Below are 19531 nucleotides of genomic sequence, written 5' to 3'. Positions count from 1 at the left end.
TTATGGCGCTAAGGTCTGCTTATGCGGATCCTGAAATCTCGTATGGCAACCGGGTTATTGTTGGCAGTGTTCTATCTGACGCTGCTGCCGTTTGTGGTGCATAGTTTCGGGATGATCGGCCTTGGGTTGTCTGATGATGCGCCCGCGCAAAGCTATTTGTTTGCGGACGGTCAGAGCGTCGGCAACGCGGCGATGATTCTGCATATATTTGCCGGAACGGTGTTGGTGACGCTGGTGCCGTTGCAATTGATCCGCCCCCTTCGGCAGAGGTTCAACCGGTTTCACCGTGCATTGGGAACGATGCTGATTGCGCTGGCGCTGATCACCGGGCTGGCCGGGATGACCTATATCCCCTTGCGCGGAACAATCGGCGGCCCGATTATGTCTGCTGGCTTTTTCCTGTACGGCCTGAGCCTGTTTACCTCGGCGCTGATGTTGGCGCGCATGGCGATCATTCGGGATCGCGCGGGCCATTGGGCCTGGGGATTACGACTGTTCTGGCTGGCGCTGGGGTCGTGGCTCTACCGGGTGCACTATACGCTTTGGTATCTGCTGACCGGAGGGCTGGGGTTAGAGCCCGATTTCTCGGGCCCTTTCGATCTGGTGCAGAATTTTGCGTTCTTTGTGCCCTATCTGCTGATCGTTCAGATATGGATCATGCGTAGGCGTTCGGGCCATGAAGGAGTGCTGGTCACAAATCCCTGATCTTGTCCGCCCGCAGCGGGCAGGCGAGGTAGACGCCGAACTCTTTCCCGATATCTGCACTGACACGGGCATGAACCCGTCCCTGCCGGTCGAGGAACCGCTGGTGGTTTTCGACCGGGAAAATCCCCTCGTGCCAGATGCCGGGATGGATGTAGAGCCCGCGTGAGCCGTCGCACCAGAACGCCACCACTTTGTCGGGTGTCAGATTGTCGCCGGGCAGGGCGGCGGGGACGATGAAGGGTTTGTTGTCCAGCGGCCAGAACATCTGCCCGCCGTCGGGGTGATAGTTCATATGCCACAGCAAAACCTGATCGCGGGGCGCGGTTTGCCGGTCGGTCTGTGCCTGCTGAGGGTCAGCGGACCAGCCGAGGACATAGTGGCCCTTGACCGCCTCGTTCTCGCCATAGAGCACATCGCCCTGCCAGTCGCATTTGAACGTCCCCTCGACCCAGCCGCCTTCGTCACCGGTGCCTTCGTCGATGGGCCGCCAGCCTTGCTGGGGCCAGCGGGTGATCTCGATTTCGAACGTGTCGGGGTCATCGACCAGACAGCCATATCGCTTGACCGACGCGTCGGTGGCGCGGATCAGGGGAACCTCATGCCACGGCAACGAGGGTTTGGAACTGGCCTTGAAAATATATTCCGGCGCGCTCATGCCGACCCCAGATGTTTATCGACCATCCGCTGCACCATCGGCGCGAAATGGGCGAAATCGGGCGTTTCCATATCGGCGCGTTTGCCGGCCTCGTCCAGATAGCGGACCTGAATGATCTCTTTCAGGTTCGGGTTGGCCTCGAACGCGGCAACCTCCTCGGCGCTCATCGGGCCGCCTTGCAGTTCCAGCGTATGGACCGAGGCGGCAGACAGGCGGTTGAAATACTCGGGCTTGGTGGCGCAGAGATAGCGTTTGGCCGCCACGTGGTAGCGGCAGCAATCGGTGATGACCGAGGGGAAGAACTGCTCCAGCACCTCGGCGCCCGCGTCCTCGTGATGGCGGTCTTCGGTGTCGTCGGGGTGATAGGTGCCGAACTCGGAAGTAAAGTGCCCGATATCGTGCAGCAGGGCGCCGACGATGATTTCCTCGGGCTGGCCGTTCTGTTCGGCGATGGTGGCACCTTGCAGCATATGTTCGGCCATGGTGACGGGTTCGCCCAGATATTCCTCACCACCGCGACGCTCGAAGATGTCGCCGATGAAGGCCACGATATTGTCCCGGTTCAGGGTCGAGAAGTCGGGTTTCATTCCGCTGCCTCTGGCTGTGCCATCTGCATCGCTGCCAGTGTGGACAGCAACCCGTCCTTGTCGGCGTAGCAGCCCTGCAACCAGCGCGAGCCTGCGCCGGAATACCCCAGACGCGCGTGCAGGACGCGGGTGTTGTCGACGATAAAGCTTTCGCCCGGTTCCAGCTTGAACGACACGCCCATGGCCGGATCGTCGATGATCTCGCCCAATTGGCGATAGGCGGCGTAATAGGCTTCCATCCGGTCGAACGGGATGTCTACGAACGGGGCCGAGGACCGGTTGTTGAAGCGGATGGCGATCAGTTCCCCATCCGGCGACAGTTCGATCATCGGGCGGCGCGAGCGCAGGCAGACGCCGTCCGAGCCCTTGTATTCGAACCGGGCGGGGTAACCTGCCAGCAGGGCAAAACCCTCGGGGTTCTGTTCACGCAGCTTTTCAGCGGCGCGGAAGCCGTCGACGACGATGGAATCGCCACCTTCGGCTGAGTTCTCAAGGCAATAAAGGATTTGCAGCGTCGGCACCGGGTCGCGGTATGGATTATCTGTATGCGCCTGCAACCCCAGCCCGGTATAGGCGAGGTTGGTCGGGTTCACCTCGGTCCGCACCTCGAAATAGGGGCCATAGTTGGTCTCGCGGACATAGCCGAACAGGTCGGCCACTTTCAGCAGCGATTCCGGCTCGGTCGGGCCGCCGGTCAGCTTGGCGAAACCGTATTCCGCGACGGCGGCCAGCCAGCCGCGCTTGGCTTCGGGGTTGGCGTGGACCTGATCCCAATCGCCGCTGGGCGCGGCTATGCCGCGTTCCCAGGTGGTGATGCCGGGGGCGGTGCGGCCGATGTCTTGCGCATGGGCGCGGTCATAGCTGTGATCGGCCAGCCAGGTGGCGGGGAAGGTGACGGTTTTGTCTTCGGGCTGGAACGTCACGGTCAGATCGCCATTGGCGACTTCGGCGGCGCTGACCGAAATGTCGGCGGGAATATCACCGATGGTAATCAGGCGCTGGCCATTGCCCGGCGCGCGGGTTTCAGAGTCCAGCGCGTTGTCGCGCAGCCAGATGGCGTGGAAACGGGCCGTGGTGCCGGTGTCGAACGCGACAGTCACGACCGAGGTGTCATGGGTGGCGGTGCGCAGCATGGGGATCTCCTGTTCAGCGCGGCTTTGGTTGAGGAAATACGCGCCTCGTGGCATTACGACAATTAATCCTTCTTTCGGCTGAGGCTTGGAAAAACTTATGGCTAAGAAAAAGATCGGATTGCCCCCGCTGGACTGGCTGCGCGTGTTCGAGGCCGCCGGGCGGCTGGGCGGCTTCTCGGCAGCGGCGAAAGAGTTCGGCCTGACTCAGGCGGCAGTCAGCCAGCGGATCGGCAATCTTGAAGCGTGGCTGGGCCGGACCCTGTTCGTGCGCGAGGCGAGGGGTGTGTCGCTGACGGTGGAAGGCGAAAGCTATCTGCCGTTGGTGCAGGACAGTTTGCAGGCGCTGGAACGCAATACCGAGGATCTGTTCGGCAAATCTCCGCGCGAATTGCGGGTGGCCGGGCTGGCCTCGAACATTCATGCGCTGGTCTTGCCTGCGCTACCTCAGTTTCAGGATATGCGGCCCAAGGTGCGGGTGATGACCGATTCCGTGGCGCGGCGATCCTCGCTGGATGAGGAACGGACATGGCTGCAAATCCGCTATGGCCGAGGGGCGTGGCCGGGGCGGGATGCCGAATTGATCGCGCCCGAGGTGCTGGTGCCGATGGCCGCGCCCGGTATTGGCTGGGGCGCGCCGCTGATTGATCTGCGCGGCGAACGGCCCGGTTGGCGGGACTGGGCGCGGAAGACGGGGCAGGCGGAATTGCCTCCGTCTCAGGTCAGTTTTGATTCGATGGAACATGCCCTGTCAGCGGCCCGTCAGGGGATGGGTGTGGTGCTGGGCTCGGTGCCTCTGGCGCAGGCGGATTTGCAGGCGGGACGGTTGCGCAGGCTGGACCTGCCCGAATTGCAGACCAAGGATGGTTATTGGCTGACATGGCCCGAGGACCGGGCCAAATCGAAAAAACAACGCGCCCTGATTGGTGATTTTCTTCAGGCGCTGCGGGGTTGAGCGCCTAGAAATCGATGGCGATGCCCTTTTTCTCCCAATCGCCATAGCGGGCTGGGTCGGGGCCGTCGCGCCCGCCCAACTCCTTGGGCATCTCTTTGGCCTCGGCCTGTTTGCGGCGCTCCTCGGCCTCGGCCAATGCGCGCTGGGCGGCGGGGGGCAGGTCTGTGCGGTCGTCACTCATGACATCGGGTTCCTTTCCGTGCAGGGGCTTGATATACGCCCCCGTCCGCCCTTGGCAATGCGGGCGAGGGTCACATCAAAGGCGGTTCCATGTCCGATAACGCAACGGCAGCGCGACGCAGCGCGATCTATCTGCTGGATCAGATTCTGGGAGAGGGGCGGCTGTTGTCCGAATGTCTGGCCACAGGTGCGCTGGATCGGCTGGACCCCGAAGATCGCGCGCGGGCGCAGCGCCTGACGCTGGAAACCCTGCGCGGGTTGGAGCGTGCGGACCGGCTGCTGGACAATCACCTGAACCGGACCCCGGCCCTGACGGTGCACAATGCCCTGCGTTTGGGCGCGGTCGAGCTGTGTCACGGCGAGGCCGCGCATGGTGTTGTGAACTCGATGGTCGAGATTGTCGGCCGGTCGCGCAAGCACGGGCGTCTCAAGGGGCTGGTGAACGCCGTGCTGCGCAAAGTCGCCGCCGAAGGCCCGGAGGCCTGGCCGAAGATGCGGGTGCCGCGTTTGCCCGAATGGCTGCGCGACCCGCTGGTTATGGCCTGGGGGGCCGAGGCCGTCGCGGGCATGGAGCAGGCCCATTTCGCCGGTGCGCCTTTGGACTTGTCGCTGAAACCCGGTGCGAGCGGACCCGGTGACGCTCTGCCAACGGGGTCGATGCGAGTGCGGGTTGCGGGGCAGGTGTCGGCCCTGCCGGGGTTCGACACGGGCGATTGGTGGGTTCAGGATGCAGCGGCGGCCTTGCCGGTGCGTGTTCTGGCACCCAATGCCGGTGAGAAAATTCTGGACCTCTGCGCCGCACCGGGCGGCAAAACGCTGCAACTGGCCGCTGCCGGGGCCGAGGTCACGGCACTGGATATCTCGGAAGGGCGACTGGAACGCGTCCGCGAAAACCTTGCGCGGACCGGGCTGAAGGCAAATGTCATCGCAGGCGATGCGCTGGACCACCAAGGCCAATACGATGCCATCCTGCTGGACGCGCCCTGTTCCGCCACCGGCACCATCCGCCGCCATCCCGATCTGCCCTTTGCCAAGGACGGTTCGGAATTCGGCGGGTTGATCGAGTTGCAGGCGCAGATGCTGGCCCGTGCCTGGACCTTGCTGAAACCCGGCGGGCGGTTGGTCTATTGCACCTGTTCGCTGTTGCCCGACGAAGGCGAGGTGCAGGTTGAGGAAGCCTTGGGCATGTTCCCCGGCATGACCGTCAACCGCGACGCGTTGAACATCGACGGGGTCGAGCCGGACTGGATCACCGAAGAAGGTGGCCTGCGTCTGCGCCCCGATTACTGGCCGGATCGCGGTGGTATGGACGGGTTCTATATCGCCTGCCTCACCAAATCCGCCTGAGCACACGCTTTTCGATGACTTGACGATCGGCACGGTCTATCGTTGGGTCTCAAGCGCCAGCAGAGCGCAAGGGGCAGAGTAACACGCGTCATGTCAGAAACGGACACCATGACCAGCCGGTGGATGCGGTTTCAGAACCGTTTTTACGCGCGCCTGAGCCAGCGGCAAAAGGCGGTCACGGGGTTTGTATCGCAGCCCGAACCGCGCACTGTCGGGTCGTTCGCCCGAGGCCGCCAACTGGTCGCCGGGAACCTGCTGTTCGCCGGTTATCTGGTCGAGGCACAGGATACCGGCTTGTGGGAGGTCGCAGCCCCCAGCGTGGGATTTGACGATGAGCGCCACGGTTTTGCATGGCTGGACGATCTGGCAGCTGTGGGTGACATGCGGGCGCGGGAAAAGGCGCAGCGCTGGGTCTGGGGCTGGATCGAGGCGCATGGGCGTGGCCATGGTCCGGGATGGGTGCCGGACCTGACCGGGCGGCGGGTCATGCGCTGGATCAACCACGCGATCTTTCTGTTGCGCGGCGTTGATGACAAGCACAGCAAGCTGTTTTTCCGATCCCTTGCGCAACAAACCTGGTTCCTGTCGAAACGCTGGCAGGCCGCCACGCCGGGCCTGCCAAGATTCGAAGCGCTGGCCGGTCTGGTGCAATCCGGACTGGCGCTCGAAGGGCTTGAGGCAATGGCCGATCCGGCCCTGCGTGCTTTGGCCCGCGAATGTGAACGTCAGGTGGACGCCCAGGGCGGCATTCCCACCCGCAACCCGGAGGAATTGCTTGAGGTGTTCACGCTGCTCAGCTGGACCTCGGCCGCGCTGAACGACGTGGGGCGGGGCACGCCGGTGGCGCAGGCCAATGCCATCAAGCGGATCGCCCCCACTCTGCGCAGCTTGCGCCACGCGGACGGGGCGCTGGCCCGGTTCCACGGCGGTGGGCGCGGAGTCGAAGGCCGGCTGGAACAGGCGCTGGCGCAAAGCGGGGTCAAGCATAAGGCCGCGACCGAATTGCCGATGGGCTATGCAAGACTATCCGCTGCGCGGACGACTGTGATTGTTGATGCAAGCTCTCCGCCAACAGGGGCCGCGTCACTGAACGCCCATGCCTCGACACTGGCGTTTGAGGTGACATCGGGCCGTCGTCCTTTGATCGTGAATTGCGGGTCCGGGGCCAGTTTCGGGTTGGACTGGCGGCGGGCGGGTCGGGCGACCCCGTCTCATTCGACGCTGTGTCTGGACGGTTATTCCAGCGCAAGATTGGCCAAGCCGACACCGGGTAGCGAGCATCAGGCGCTGGTGGACGCCCCGCGTGAGGTTCCGGTTGAGTTCGAAGACGCATTCGAAGGTATTCGCTTCATGGCCGGGCATGACGGCTATTCCAAAACCTTCGGTCTGACCCATGCCCGCACATACGAGCTGCGCTTTGACGGGCGAGAACTGACTGGCGAGGATATTCTGCTGACCGCGACCGACAAGGCCAAGCGGCAGTTTGACAGGGCGTTGGATGCCTCGGGGCTTTCGGGTATCGGGTTTGACATCCGGTTTCACCTGCACCCGGATGTCGATGCGGCCATTGATCTGGGTGGCGCGGCGGTGTCGATGGCGCTCAAAAGCGGTGAGATTTGGGTGTTCCGCCATGATGGCGTTGGAAAATTGTCTGTCGAGCCAAGCGTTTACCTTGAAAAAGGCCGCCTGAAGCCACGCGCGACAAAACAGATCGTTCTATCTGGCCGCGCAATGGAGTATGCGACGCGCATCCAGTGGACGTTGAGCAAGGCGCAGGATACTGCCTATGCCGTGCGTGACATTCACCGGGACGAGCCCGAGTTTGACTGACGCCAAAAGGACCTTTGGACCCATGACCGACCTTCACCCCGTGCGCCGCGCGCTGCTTTCCGTATCCGACAAGACCGGTCTGATTGATCTGGGAAAGGCACTGGCCGAGCGCGGGGTTGAACTGCTATCGACCGGCGGCACCGCCAAGGCGCTGCGCGATGCGGGGTTGGACGTGAAGGACGTGAGCGAGATCACCGGTTTCCCCGAGATGATGGATGGCCGCGTGAAAACCCTGCACCCGATGGTGCATGGGGGCCTGCTGGCGCTGCGGGACAATGACGGCCATGTGGCGGCGATGAACGAGCACGGTATCGGCGCGATCGACTTGCTGGTGGTGAACCTCTACCCGTTCGAGGCCACCGTGGCCAAAGGTGCCGATTACGACACCTGCATCGAGAATATCGATATCGGTGGCCCGGCGATGATCCGCGCGGCCTCGAAAAACCACGCTTTCGTCAATGTGGTGGTGGATGTGCAGGACTATGATGCCCTGCTGGCCGAGTTGGAGGCGAATGACGGTCAGACCTCTTACGCCTTCCGGCAAAATCTGGCGCAGACGGCCTATGCCCGCACCGCCGCCTATGACGCGGCCGTGTCGAACTGGATGGCCGATGCGCTGGCTGCCGAGGCTCCGCGCCGCCGCGCCTTTGCCGGTGAGTTGAAACAGACCCTGCGCTATGGCGAGAATAGTCACCAGCAGGCGGCGTTCTACACTGACGGCACGAACCGCCCCGGCGTGGCGACCGCCGTGCAGCATCAGGGCAAAGAACTGAGCTACAACAATATCAACGACACCGACGCGGCCTTTGAGCTGGTGGCCGAGTTCGACCCTACCCAAGGCGCAGCCTGTGCCATCATCAAACACGCCAACCCCTGCGGCGTTGCCAAAGGCGCGACCCTGCTGGACGCTTATAAATCGGCCTTCGATTGCGACCGCACCTCGGCCTTTGGCGGTATCGTGGCGCTGAACCAGCCGCTGGATGCCGAAACCGCGCAGGAAATCACCGGCATCTTCACCGAGGTTGTGATCGCCCCCGGTGCCTCGGACGAGGCCAAGGCGATCTTTGCCGCCAAGAAAAACCTGCGCCTGCTGACGACCGAGGCGCTGCCGGATGTGACCACCGGTGGTAAGACCGTGCGTCAGGTGGCCGGTGGTCTGCTGGTGCAGGACAAGGATAACGGCTTTGTCGGCATGGATGACCTGAAGGTGGTCACCAAAAAGGCCCCGACCGAGGAACAGATGCGCGACCTGCTGTTTGCGTGGAAAGTCGCCAAACACGTCAAGTCCAACGCCATCGTCTATGTCAAGGACGGCGCGACCGTGGGTGTTGGTGCGGGCCAGATGAGCCGTGTGGACTCGGCGCTCATTGCGGCCAAAAAGGCCGAGCGCATGGCCGACGCGCTGGGTCTGCCACAGCCGCTGACCATCGGCTCCGCCGTGGCCTCAGATGCGTTCTTCCCCTTCCCCGACGGGTTGATGGAGGCGGCGCAAGCCGGTGCAACCTGCGTCATCCAGCCCGGCGGTTCGATGCGGGATGATGAGGTGATCGCGGCGGCGGATGAGGCCGGTCTGGCCATGGTCTTCACCGGCATGCGTCACTTCCGTCACTGATGTCGTATCGGCTGTTCTACTGGGCCGCGTTTTTGGCCATCGCGATCGACCAGATCAGCAAGTTTCTGGTCGTTCGTGTCATGCGCGTGGCGGAACAGCCCGGCGGTATCGATGTGCTGCCGCCCTTGGTGGTGTTCAAATACGGCGAAAACCGCGGCATCAATTTCGGCCTGTTTCAGGGCGATTCCGATGCCGCGCGCTGGGTTCTGATCGGCATTTCGATTGCCATTTGTGTTGCCGTTTTTGTCTGGCTGCGGCGTACCACGCCGTCGAAACTGATGCTGATCTGCGGCGGTCTGTTGATCGGCGGGGCATTGGGGAATGTGGTGGATCGGGTGCTGTATGGCTTTGTTCTCGATTTCCTGAACATGTCGTGTTGCGGCATCAACAACCCCTATGTCTTTAATCTGGCGGATGTTTTCGTCTTTGCGGGCGCGATCGGGCTGGTTTTGTTCGATGGAAAAAAGCCCTCGTGACGCGCCCAAGGATATGCGATAAAACGGCCCAAACAGGCTGGAGACTCTGATGCGGTTGTCGCGCGCCCCAATTGCTTTGATCTTTGCCGTCGCTGTTGCGGCGTGCTCGAACTCTGGTTTGCGCACGCTGGAACCACCGGGACAGGGGCCCGATGAATTCTCGGTCCTGCCGGTCAAACCGCTGACACAGCCACAGGATTATGCGTTCCTGCCTGCGCCCACTCTGGGTGGGGGCAACCTGACCGATCCGAACCCGCAGGCTGATGTGGTTGCGGCGCTGGGCGGAAACGCAGGCGCACTGAACCCGAACGGGGCGGTTCCTTCGTCTGATGCTGCGCTGGTGGCTGCATCGGGCCGTTACGGTGTGCCGCCAGATACGCGTCAGGTGGTTCAGGCCGAAGATGATGCGTTCCGCAAACGCCGCGGCCGTTGGACCGGCCTGCGCCTGTTCCCTGTGGATCGTTACGCACAGGTCTATGAGCGGCAGTCGATCAACCCGCAGGCTGAAACCGAAGCCGCCCGCCGCGCAGGGTTTGAGACACCGTCGTCACCGCCGGATGAATAATTCTTAACTTTCCGTCATCTCCCTTGAACCTGCCGCGCACCACCGTAGTTTTAGTCGGATAACGAAACGGAGGATGCCCCATGGTTCGGGCCCTTGCCCTGTCGGCTGCCCTGATCGCCGCGACGCCCCTTTTTGCTGACGAGGAAGAGGCGGTTACAACCTTCACGCTGGACAACGGCATGGACGTCGTGGTGATCGAAGATCACCGCGCCCCGGTCGTGCAACATATGGTCTGGTATCGCGCGGGGTCTGCCGATGAACCCGTCGGCTCGTCCGGTGTTGCGCATTTTCTGGAACATCTGCTGTTTAAGGGCACGGACACGCTGGCCCCGGGTGAGTTTTCGGCCACCGTGGCGGCCAATGGCGGCAATGACAACGCCTTCACCTCGTATGACTATACCGCCTATTTCCAGCGCGTCGCCGCCGACCGGCTTGAACTGATGATGCGGATGGAGGCGGACCGGATGCGCAATATCCGCCTGTCGGAAAATGACATCCTGACCGAGCGCGACGTGATTTTGGAAGAACGCAACCAGCGCACCGAGAACAATCCGCGCGCCCTGTTCGGCGAGCAGATGAACGCGGCCCAGTACCTGAACCACCGCTACGGCGTACCGATCATCGGCTGGAAACACGAGATGGAGACGCTGGATATGGAGGACGCGCTGTCCTTCTACGAAACCCATTATGCGCCCAACAACGCCATTCTGGTCGTGACCGGGGATGTGGATTCGGATGAGGTACGGGCGCTGGCCGAAAAGTACTATGGCGTGATCCCGGCCAATCCGGACCTGCCCGAACGGGTACGGTCGCAAGAACCACCGCACACCGCCGAACGCCGCCTGACCTTCAAGGACCCGCGCGTGGCGCAGCCTTATGTGCAGCGCAGCTATCTGGCCCCTGAACGCGATCCGGGCGCGCAGGAAACGGCAGCGGCCCTGTTCCTGCTGGCGGAACTCTTGGGGGGCAGCACAACCTCTTACCTGAATGAAAAGCTGCAACTGGATCAGCAGATCGCCGTCTATGCCGGGTCGTTCTACCGCGGGGTTTCGCTGGATGACACGACCTTTGATCTGCTGGTGGTTCCAGCCGAAGGCGTGTCCTTGCAAGAGGCCGAGGATGCCATGGATCAGGCCGTGGCCGATTTCATCGCCGAGGGCGTGAACGAAGAGGATCTGGACCGGATCAAGATGCAGCTGCGCGCGTCCCAGATCTATGCGCGCGACAATGTGGACGGCATCGGCAACCGCTATGGTCGGGCCCTGACCAGTGGTCTGACGGTCGAGGACGTGCAGGCCTGGCCCGATATTCTGCAAGCGGTGACGGGCGATGAGATCATCGCCGCCGCGCGCGACGTGTTGCAACGCGAGGCATCGGTCACCGGCTGGCTGATGCGCGAAGATGAGGTGACGCAATGAAACGGTTTTTTGCCCCCCTGATCGCGCTTTTATTCGCTGTACCGGCCTGGGCCGAGATCGAGATCAAAGAGGTCACCTCGCCCGGGGGCATCACCGCCTGGCTGGTCGAGGATCATTCGATCCCCTTTACAGCGCTGGAACTGCGCTTTCGCGGCGGGACATCGCTGGACGACCCCGACAAGCGCGGGGCCGTGTACCTGATGAGTGGGCTGATTGAAGAAGGTGCGGGAGACATGGATTCGCGCTCCTATACGCGTGAATTGGAGGCTCTGGCCGCATCGTTCAGCTACAACGCCTCGGATGACAGCGTTTCGATCTCGGCCCGGTTTCTGACCGAAAACCGGGATGAGGTGACGGATCTGTTGCGGACCACCATCCACGAGCCCCGGTTTGATCAGGACGCGGTGGATCGGGTCAAAGCGCAGATTGTGTCGGGGCTGCGGTCGGACGCGACCGACCCCAATGACATTGCGGGCCGCAATTTCTCTGCCATGGCCTATGGCGATCATCCCTATGGGTCCGAAGGGAAGGGCACCATCGAAAGCGTCTCGGCCCTGACCCGTGATGATGTGGTCGAGGCCTATGGCAATGTCTTCGCCAAGGACCGTCTGTATGTCGGCGCGGTCGGAGACATCACAGCCGAGGAATTGGGTGCGCTGCTGGACAATCTGCTGGCCGATCTGCCGGACACCGGAAAGCCGATCCCCGGCAAGGCCGATGTGACGATCGAGGGCGGGATCAGCGTGGTCGAGTTCGACACGCCGCAATCCGTGGCCCTGTTTGGCCATGAAGGCATGGATCGCGACGACCCGGATTTCTTCCCCGCCTTTATTCTGAACCACATTCTGGGCGGCGGCGGCTTCGAAAGCCGCCTGATGCAGGAGGTGCGTGAAAAGCGGGGTCTGACCTATGGGGTGGCAACCTATCTGGTGCCCAAGGATCTGGCCTCGGTCTATCTTGGATCGGTGTCTTCGGCCAATGACCGTATTGCCGAAGCGGTCGAGGTGATCCGCGCTGAATGGGCCCGCGCCGCGGACGAGGGCGTGACCCAGAAGGAACTGGACGACGCCAAGACCTATCTGACCGGCGCCTATCCGCTGCGCTTTGATGGCAATGGCCAAATCGCCGGGATCATTGTCGGGATGCAGATGCAGGGCCTACCCATCGACTACATCGCCACCCGCAACGACAAGGTAAACGCCGTGACGCTTGAGGATGTGAACCGCGTCGCCAGCGAACTGCTGGACCCCGAGGGCCTGCATTTCACCGTGGTGGGAAAACCAGTGGGTTTGGATACCACAAATTGAGTCAGGGATGACCCGGACCCGGTTTCCTACCGGAAGTGTTGCTGTTTAAGGGGCAGCGGCTCTGCGGTCCGCCAAACCTGCTGGATCTTGGTGTCAGAGCAGGGCCCAGTCTGGACATCGTCCATCAGTTCTGCGCACCGTGACGTATGTCGCTGACGCAAGACTTTGCGCAAATATTGGAAACTGCCCTGCCGTCCGATCCCAGCTTTTGGCGGATCGACCAATCAGTAATAGATAACTGCATCAGTGAAACCCGACGAAACGCATTGGAGGGGTCCAAAGAGGATTTTCTGTTTTCCGCGATGCGCCTTTTGGCGCTTCCCGACAACGGGCACACGCGGTTGATTCCAAACGATGCCATCTCGGTGCTTCCGCTGAGGTTTGTAAGCGTCGGGACGGGCTACCATTTGGTTGGTGCAACACCAGAAACACCCGCGCCACGAGGAGAGTTGATTGCCGTCAACGGCGCATCATTGGGGCAAATCGAAGCCGCCTCAAGACGTTTTCTGGCGGGAACGCGCCAAAGGAAACGGGTCATCGGATCGATCCTTCTTGCGTGGCCTTATGCTCTGGCTCGCTTGGGTTTTGCCTCAGAGGACGATACGACCGAGTATCGCGTGCAGGACGAGAATGGGCAGATAACCGATGTCAAACTAGAGAACGGGTCCAGGGTTCCTGCATCAACGCTCTACCCGAGAAACGAGCATGGCAGGGCTGATCCGGCATGGGAACCCGAAACCTTTGTGAACATAAAGGACTGGCACGAACTTGGGCTTTCAATTCTGTTGCCAAGTTTCTTTGATCCGGGCGAACGTGATCTGCCTGAAGCCATTTCAGATGCAGCGGACCGCGTAGGTGCCTGCTCAAACAAAACACTCTTAATTGACGTTCGCGGAAACACTGGCGGCAATTTTCTTCTGACGATGCCGTTGATCGACGCAATCTCGCAAAGCGCAAGCAAGCAGGTCGTTGTGCTTGTCGACAAATTCACGTTCTCTGCCGCGATCGTGTTTGTTGCCATCCTCAAACATCGTTTGGGAAACAGGCTCAAACTCATTGGGGAAGAAATGGGCGATGGGTTGGTATTCTTTGCCGAGGGCGGGATGCTGGAGTTGCCGACCAGCGAGGCGGTCGTGCGATACTCTTCAGCCTTTCACGACTGGCAGAACGGAACGTATGACGACACCACACCGCCCGAGATCGCGCGGCAAATCGTACCCGCAGGAGCACTGAAATTGGATAGGGAATGGGTGGTAAGACCTACTGATGTGGATGCACAAGGCGCGTTCCATCAACAAGTTCTCAAAAGCGTAAGCAATTAGGCGAACCGCAGAAAGCCCCCCGCAGATTTCTGCGAGGCTGCTCCGTTTTGTAAGAGCGTTGCGCCTCGGGTTACTTTGGACGTTGCTGCGCGTCTTGTAAGGGGTTCAGCCCTTTTTCATGCTACGCAGCATGTCGCCCATCATCTGCCCGAACTTGCCCGAGCCGCGCTGATACAGTGCGCCATCAACGGCCAGAACCGTGCCGCTGATATAGCTGGCCATGTCCGAGCTGAGGAACAGGCACGCGTTGGCCACATCCTGCGGCTGACCCCAGCGGCCCAGCGGCACATCTTTGCGGATCTCTTCATGTGCGCCGTCCGATGGCGTCAGGCGTTTGGCGCCTTCGGTGCCTTCGATAAAGCCCGGTACGACCGAGTTCACACGGATGCCCTCGATCCCCCATTCCATCGACAAGGTGCGGGTGATCTGATCGACCCCTGCCTTGGCGGCGCAAACATGCGACTGGCCCTCATACGGCAGATAGGATTGCGGGGCCGAGATATTGATGATGCTCGCGCCGGGGCGCTTGAGGTAGGGATAGGCCCCTTTCATCACATGGATCGTGCCCATCAGGTCGATATCGATCACGGTTTTGAACGCATTGACCGACATTTCAGAGGCCAGCGCCGGGAAGTTGCCCGCCGCGCCTGAGATCAGAACGTCGAAATCCCCGAACGCCTCGTGGAACTGTTTCAACCCCTCGGCCACCGCATCCGGGTCGCGCACGTCAAAGGCCGCGCCGATGGCATCCGCCGCACCGACCTCTTTCAATGCGGCAACAGTATCGTCCACCTTCTCCTGAGACCGGCTGGCGACGGCCAGCTTGGCCCCCGAGGCGGCAAACGCCTCGGCAATGCCTCGGTTGATGCCGCTGGTGCCGCCGATGACGATGACGGTTTGTCCTGAAAAATCCATATGGGCCTCCCGTGATGCGGGAGCCCTACTCGCCGTAGGGCACCCAGATGTTCTTCACCTCGGTCGCAGCTTGCAGGAAGCGGCGGGAATGGTCTACGCCCCAATCGACTGCCGTCGCGTTATTGACCCATGTGCGTTTCAGGTTCCCGGCTGATGCCGCCTCGATCTGCGCCGACAGATCGGTGGATGAGAAGGACCAGACCGCATCCACGTTCAGATGTGCGGCCAGCGGTTTCGCCAGTTCCGCATGGCTGCCGGTCAGGATGTTGACCACGCCAGCGGGCACGTCCGAGGTTTCGAGGATCTGATAGAAATCCGTCGCCGCCAGCGGATAGGGCTCGGACGCCGCCAGAACCACCCGGTTGCCCATCGCAATCGCAGGGGCCATGGCCGAGACCAGACCCAGTAGCGGTGCCTCATCCGCGCACAGCGCACCGATGACGCCAACGGGTTCTTTCATCGCAATGGCAACGCCCCGGATCGGCACACCATGCACCTGACCGTCATATTTGTCGGCCCAGGCGGCAGCGGTGAACAGGCGCTGGATCGAGGCTTCGACCTCTTTCGCGCCGTCCTTTTTGCTGGTCATGGCGTCGATCCGCGCGGCGAACTCACCGGCGCGGGCCGAGAGGTTCTCGCCGATGTAATACAGGATCTGCGCCCGCAGATGGCCGGTGGTCTTGGACCAGCCTTTGGCCCCCGCCGCAGCCTCAACCGCGTTGCGGACATCCTTGCGATTGGCCAGACCCACATGGCCCAGCAGGCCGGATTTGCCCCAGACAGGTTTCGAATAGCCGCCATCGGGCCGCGCCTGCTTGCCACCCACATACATCTTGGCGGTGCGGTCGATGGGATCGACCGGAGTGCCTTCGCCGGTCGCCGCCTCGACCTTGGCCAAAGGTTTGGCCTTGCCCTTGGGTTTGGTGTAGGCCGTCAGACCTTCCCAGCCGCCTTCACGACCAAAGCCGCTTTCGCGCACCCCGCCGAACCCGGCCGCAGCATCGAACAGGTTGGTCGCGTTCACCCAGACCACACCCGCAACCAGCTTGGGCGCGATATCCAGCGCGAGGTTCACATTCTCGGTCCAGACCGTCGCCGCCAGCCCATAGCGGGTGTTGTTGGCCAGTTCCACCGCCTCTTCCGGCGTGCGGAAGGTCGAGGACACCAGAACCGGGCCAAAAATCTCCTCCTGCATCAACGGGTCCGAGGTCTCCAGCCCCGAAATCAGCGTCGGCGGATAGTAACAGCCATTTGCAGGCAGGTCACAGGCGGCCTGATGGACATGGCCCACCGTGTTGCTTTCGACCATGCCCTTGATGGTCTGCAACTGAACCGGGTCCACAACCGCGCCTACGTCGATGCATTTGTCCAGCGGATCGCCGATGCGCAACCCGTCCATGCGGGCGCGCAGTTTCTCGTGGAAGCGATCGGCGATGCCCTCCTGCACCAGCAGGCGCGAGCCCGCACAGCAGACCTGACCCTGATTGAACCAGATCGCATCAACCAGCCCTTCGATGGCGGAATCGATATCGGCGTCATCGAACACGACATAGGCCGACTTGCCGCCCAGTTCCAACGTCAGTTCCTTGCCGGAACCCGCCGTCGCCTCACGAATTCGCCGCCCAACAACGGTCGAACCGGTGAAGGCGATCTTGTCCACGTCCGAGTTCACGATCATCTCGCCCACCGCGCCGTCACCGGTGACGATATTCACGACACCTTTCGGCAATCCGGCCTGCGAGCAGATGTCAGCAAATAGCAAAGCGGTCAGCGAGGTATATTCGGCCGGTTTCAGAACGACCGTGTTGCCCATCGCCAGCGCCGGCGCGATCTTCCACGAAAGCATCAGCAGCGGGAAGTTCCACGGGATGATCTGACCGCACACGCCCAACGCTTCAGCGTCCGGCAATTCGCTCTCCATCAACTGCGCCATGCCCGCGTGGTAATAGAAATGCCGTTGCGCCAGCGGGATGTCGATGTCGCGCGATTCACGGATCGGTTTGCCGTTATCCATGCTCTCCAGCACCGCAAACAGCCGCGCATGTTTCTGCAGCAGCCGTGCAATGGCATAGAGGTATCGTGCACGACCAGCGCCGCCCAGACCCGCCCATTTCGGCTGCGCCTTGCGGGCGGCGGCGACGGCGGCGTCCACGTCACCCTGTTTCGCCTGCGTCAGCTTGGCCAGCACCTCTCCGGTCGCCGGGTTGCGGCTGTCAAAGCCTTTGCCGGGCTTGGTGAAGGCCCCATCGATATAGTGACCGAACTTGTCGCCCTGATCGACCAGCCAGGCCAGCGCCTCGGCTGCACTTTCGGGGGCGGGGCCGTATTCCATGGTCTCGAAGATTTCTTTGACTGTCATTGTTCTTTCCTCAGCCCATGGAGTGACGGTAACCGGCGGAATATGCGCCTGTCACATAGTGTTCCAACTGCCGCTCGATATCGCCCAGCAGCGACGATGCGCCAAAGCGGAACAGGTCGGGTTCCAGCCAACGGTCGCCCAGCTCATCCTTGATCAGCGACAGGTAGACCAGCGCGTCCTTGGCTTTGGAAATCCCGCCCGCAGGCTTGTAGCCAACGCGATAGCCGGTGCGGTCATAGTAATCCCGGATCGCGCGGATCATCACCAGCGACACGGGCAGGGTGGCATTAACGCTTTCCTTGCCGGTCGAGGTCTTGATGAAATCGGCTCCCGCCATCATGCAGACCAGCGAGGCGCGGGCGACGTTGCGCAGCGACCCAAGTTCGCCGGTCGCCAGAATGGCTTTGACATGGGCATCGCCACAGGCCACGCGGAACGCCTTCATCTCGTCATACAGCGCCTGCCAATCCCCCGACAGCACGTGACGGCGCGAGATGACGATGTCGATCTCTTCGGCCCCGGCTTTGACGCTTTCCTCGATCTCGGCCACGCGCAGATGGAACGGCGACAATCCGGCGGGAAAGCCGGTAGAAACCGCGGCGACTGGAATACCGGTGCCTTCAAGCGCCTGAACCGCCGTGTCGATCATGTCGTGATAGACGCAAACAGCCCCGGTGGTGATCGGCGGCATGTCCAGCGCCTGCAGGGTGGCCGACGCAATCGGTTGCCGCGCCTTGGCGCACAGGCGGCGCACGCGACCGACCGTATCATCACCCGACAAGGTGGTCAGGTCGATCATCGTGATCGCCTTCAGCAGCCACGCCGCCTGATACTCTTTCTTCACCGACCGCCGACCGGGCAGGGTGGCCGCGCGCCGTTCAATGGCCGAGGTATTGGCCTGCACCGCGCGGACCCAGTCCAGATCAAGTTCCATACCGGGGTTTCTGGGTTCGGTCACTTGCGGCAGATGCGCGGTGCGCACGGGGCTTTCTGAGCTCTGCGTATCCATCATCACGTCCTTTGGGAGGTTTGCGCCAAAATCGCACGGGACGCCCGCAAATGGAAGGTATCAGGTGCGCTTGGGTGCAAATTTTTTGACCATTTGGAAAAATAATTGCAGGTTTTGTTGCGAATAATTCGCAATTGCGTTGACTTAGTTGCGAATGGTTCTCATATTCAATCTCAACACGGAACCTAATCTGGGGTCTGAACATGATTCGTCGCAGTTTTCTTGCTGCCATGGCTTTTGCCGCATCGATGCCGTTCGCCGCATGGGCGGAGGCACCGCTGAAAGTTGTCGCCACCACCGGGATGATCGCGGATGCCGTACGACAGGTGGGTGGCGATCAGGTCGAGGTGAAAGGCCTGATGGGCCCCGGCGTCGACCCGCATGCCTATCGCCAGACCCGCAGTGACATCGTTGCGATGACCCGAGCCGATCTTGTGCTGTGGCATGGTCTCTACCTCGAAGCACAAATGGAAGATTTCTTCGGGGATCTCGGACGCAAACGGACCGTGATCGCGGTGGCCGAAGGCATCGACAAGACCAAGCTGCGCGCCCATGACGATTACGCCGACAAATACGACCCGCATGTCTGGATGAGCCCGACCCTTTGGGGCGATGTGGTGACCGAGGTTCAGGCGGCACTGACCGAGGCGCGCCCCGAAGCGGCAGAGGTTTTTGCCGCAAACGCCAAGGCGCATTTGACCGAACTGGATGCTTTGACAGCCTATGCTGATCAGGTTTTGACCGCTGTCCCTGAAAACAACCGCGTGCTGGTCACCGCTCATGATGCCTTTGGCTATTTCGGCGCAGCTTATGGCTATGAGGTGATGGGCGTTCAGGGCATCTCGACCCAGTCCGAGGCTGGTCTGAACCGGATCGGCGAACTGGTCGATACGTTGGTGGACCGCCAGTTGACCGCTGTTTTTGTGGAAAGTTCGGTCTCTGACCGCTCGATGCGCGCGCTGATCGAAGGGGCTGCGGCCAAGGGTCATGAGGTGACTGTGGGTGGCGAATTGTACTCGGATGCAATGGGCGAGCCGGGCACGTATGAGGGCACCTATATCGGCATGCTGGATCACAACATCACGGTGATTGGCGGGGCGTTGGGGGCCGATGTACCGGAACGCGGTTTGAACGGCAGATTGTCGGCGGGGTTTTGAGC

General features: G+C 61.7%; 18 protein-coding genes. 11 read left to right on the top strand and 7 right to left on the bottom strand.

The features are described 5' to 3' along the window. Positions 1-42 precede the first annotated feature (42 nt). Positions 43-705, top strand: coding sequence for a DUF2306 domain-containing protein (locus tag ACR0KX_RS10625; protein WP_170623225.1), 663 nt, complete (start codon positions 43-45; stop codon positions 703-705). Here ACR0KX_RS10625 and ACR0KX_RS10620 read toward each other — a convergent pair. From ACR0KX_RS10620 to tmpA, 3 genes are read right to left on the bottom strand one after another with little or no spacing between them, the layout of a single operon-like run. After that, complete coding sequence (locus ACR0KX_RS10620; protein WP_170623222.1) at positions 692-1360, bottom strand: ureidoglycolate lyase; 669 nt, start codon at positions 1358-1360, stop codon at positions 692-694. The two genes, ACR0KX_RS10625 and ACR0KX_RS10620, sit on opposite strands and share 14 nt — an antisense overlap. Then, positions 1357-1947 (bottom strand): (R)-1-hydroxy-2-trimethylaminoethylphosphonate oxygenase, encoded by a 591-nt coding sequence (tmpB, locus tag ACR0KX_RS10615; protein WP_170623220.1) that lies wholly within the window; start codon positions 1945-1947, stop codon positions 1357-1359. Before tmpB ends, ACR0KX_RS10620 begins: the two co-directional genes overlap by 4 nt. Beyond that, the gene (gene tmpA / locus ACR0KX_RS10610) at positions 1944-3080 is read right to left on the bottom strand and encodes a 2-trimethylaminoethylphosphonate dioxygenase (protein ID WP_170623218.1); all 1137 of its coding nucleotides are present in this window, start codon (positions 3078-3080) and stop codon (positions 1944-1946) included. The genes tmpB and tmpA overlap by 4 nt, the downstream gene beginning before the upstream one ends. A 97-nt stretch (positions 3081-3177) precedes the next feature. Between tmpA and ACR0KX_RS10605 the strand changes: the two genes are divergently transcribed. Further along, positions 3178-4032 carry a LysR family transcriptional regulator gene (locus tag ACR0KX_RS10605; RefSeq protein ID WP_170623215.1) on the top strand — a complete coding sequence of 285 codons (855 nt, stop codon included), beginning with the start codon at positions 3178-3180 and terminating at the stop codon, positions 4030-4032. Between the two features lie 4 nt (positions 4033-4036). Here the strand turns inward: ACR0KX_RS10605 and ACR0KX_RS10600 are convergent, their stop codons facing one another. Then, positions 4037-4213, bottom strand: coding sequence for a DUF1674 domain-containing protein (locus ACR0KX_RS10600; RefSeq protein ID WP_170623213.1), 177 nt, complete (start codon positions 4211-4213; stop codon positions 4037-4039). Positions 4214-4302: 89 nt separating this feature from the next. Here ACR0KX_RS10600 and ACR0KX_RS10595 point away from each other — a divergent pair, with 89 nt between their 5' ends. The 8 genes from ACR0KX_RS10595 (at position 4303) to ACR0KX_RS10560 (ending at position 14089) form a co-directional block, all read left to right on the top strand. Then, positions 4303-5559 (top strand): transcription antitermination factor NusB, encoded by a 1257-nt coding sequence (locus tag ACR0KX_RS10595; protein ID WP_170623212.1) that lies wholly within the window; start codon positions 4303-4305, stop codon positions 5557-5559. Between the two features lie 90 nt (positions 5560-5649). Continuing rightward, the gene (locus ACR0KX_RS10590; protein WP_480708403.1) at positions 5650-7389 is read left to right on the top strand and encodes a heparinase II/III family protein; all 1740 of its coding nucleotides are present in this window, start codon (positions 5650-5652) and stop codon (positions 7387-7389) included. Between the two features lie 22 nt (positions 7390-7411). Continuing rightward, positions 7412-9001 (top strand): bifunctional phosphoribosylaminoimidazolecarboxamide formyltransferase/IMP cyclohydrolase, encoded by a 1590-nt coding sequence (gene purH, locus ACR0KX_RS10585; protein WP_170521328.1) that lies wholly within the window; start codon positions 7412-7414, stop codon positions 8999-9001. Next, positions 9001-9477 carry a signal peptidase II gene (lspA, locus tag ACR0KX_RS10580; RefSeq protein ID WP_170453644.1) on the top strand — a complete coding sequence of 159 codons (477 nt, stop codon included), beginning with the start codon at positions 9001-9003 and terminating at the stop codon, positions 9475-9477. Before purH ends, lspA begins: the two co-directional genes overlap by 1 nt. A gap of 49 nt (positions 9478-9526) precedes the next feature. Next, positions 9527-10042: a DUF3035 domain-containing protein gene (locus tag ACR0KX_RS10575; RefSeq protein WP_170623205.1), complete on the top strand. Its 516-nt coding sequence runs from the start codon at positions 9527-9529 to the stop codon at positions 10040-10042. A gap of 80 nt (positions 10043-10122) precedes the next feature. Next, positions 10123-11460, top strand: coding sequence for a M16 family metallopeptidase (locus ACR0KX_RS10570; protein WP_170623203.1), 1338 nt, complete (start codon positions 10123-10125; stop codon positions 11458-11460). Next, positions 11457-12767 (top strand): M16 family metallopeptidase, encoded by a 1311-nt coding sequence (locus ACR0KX_RS10565; RefSeq protein WP_170623201.1) that lies wholly within the window; start codon positions 11457-11459, stop codon positions 12765-12767. Before ACR0KX_RS10570 ends, ACR0KX_RS10565 begins: the two co-directional genes overlap by 4 nt. A gap of 146 nt (positions 12768-12913) precedes the next feature. After that, positions 12914-14089 (top strand): S41 family peptidase, encoded by a 1176-nt coding sequence (locus ACR0KX_RS10560; protein ID WP_170623199.1) that lies wholly within the window; start codon positions 12914-12916, stop codon positions 14087-14089. Between the two features lie 105 nt (positions 14090-14194). Here the strand turns inward: ACR0KX_RS10560 and ACR0KX_RS10555 are convergent, their stop codons facing one another. The 3 genes from ACR0KX_RS10555 to deoC are packed head-to-tail and all read right to left on the bottom strand — an operon-like array spanning position 14195 to position 18372. Next, entirely contained in the window at positions 14195-15004 is an 810-nt protein-coding gene (locus tag ACR0KX_RS10555) for an SDR family oxidoreductase (protein WP_170453649.1), read from the bottom strand. Between the two features lie 25 nt (positions 15005-15029). Further along, positions 15030-17363, bottom strand: coding sequence for an aldehyde dehydrogenase family protein (locus ACR0KX_RS10550; protein WP_170623195.1), 2334 nt, complete (start codon positions 17361-17363; stop codon positions 15030-15032). A gap of 10 nt (positions 17364-17373) precedes the next feature. Next, entirely contained in the window at positions 17374-18372 is a 999-nt protein-coding gene (gene deoC / locus ACR0KX_RS10545) for a deoxyribose-phosphate aldolase (RefSeq protein WP_170623193.1), read from the bottom strand. 203 nt (positions 18373-18575) lie between these two features. On the opposite strand from deoC, the gene ACR0KX_RS10540 reads away from it, so the two are divergent. Beyond that, positions 18576-19529, top strand: a complete 954-nt coding sequence (locus ACR0KX_RS10540) for a metal ABC transporter solute-binding protein, Zn/Mn family (protein WP_170623191.1) — start codon at positions 18576-18578, stop codon at positions 19527-19529. The last annotated feature ends 2 nt before the right edge of the window (positions 19530-19531 follow it).

It is taken from the genome of Ruegeria sp. BG5 (genome assembly GCF_056538425.1).
The sequence above is the reverse complement of the archived record's forward strand: the minus strand, read 5'-3'. Positions and strand labels throughout refer to the sequence as shown.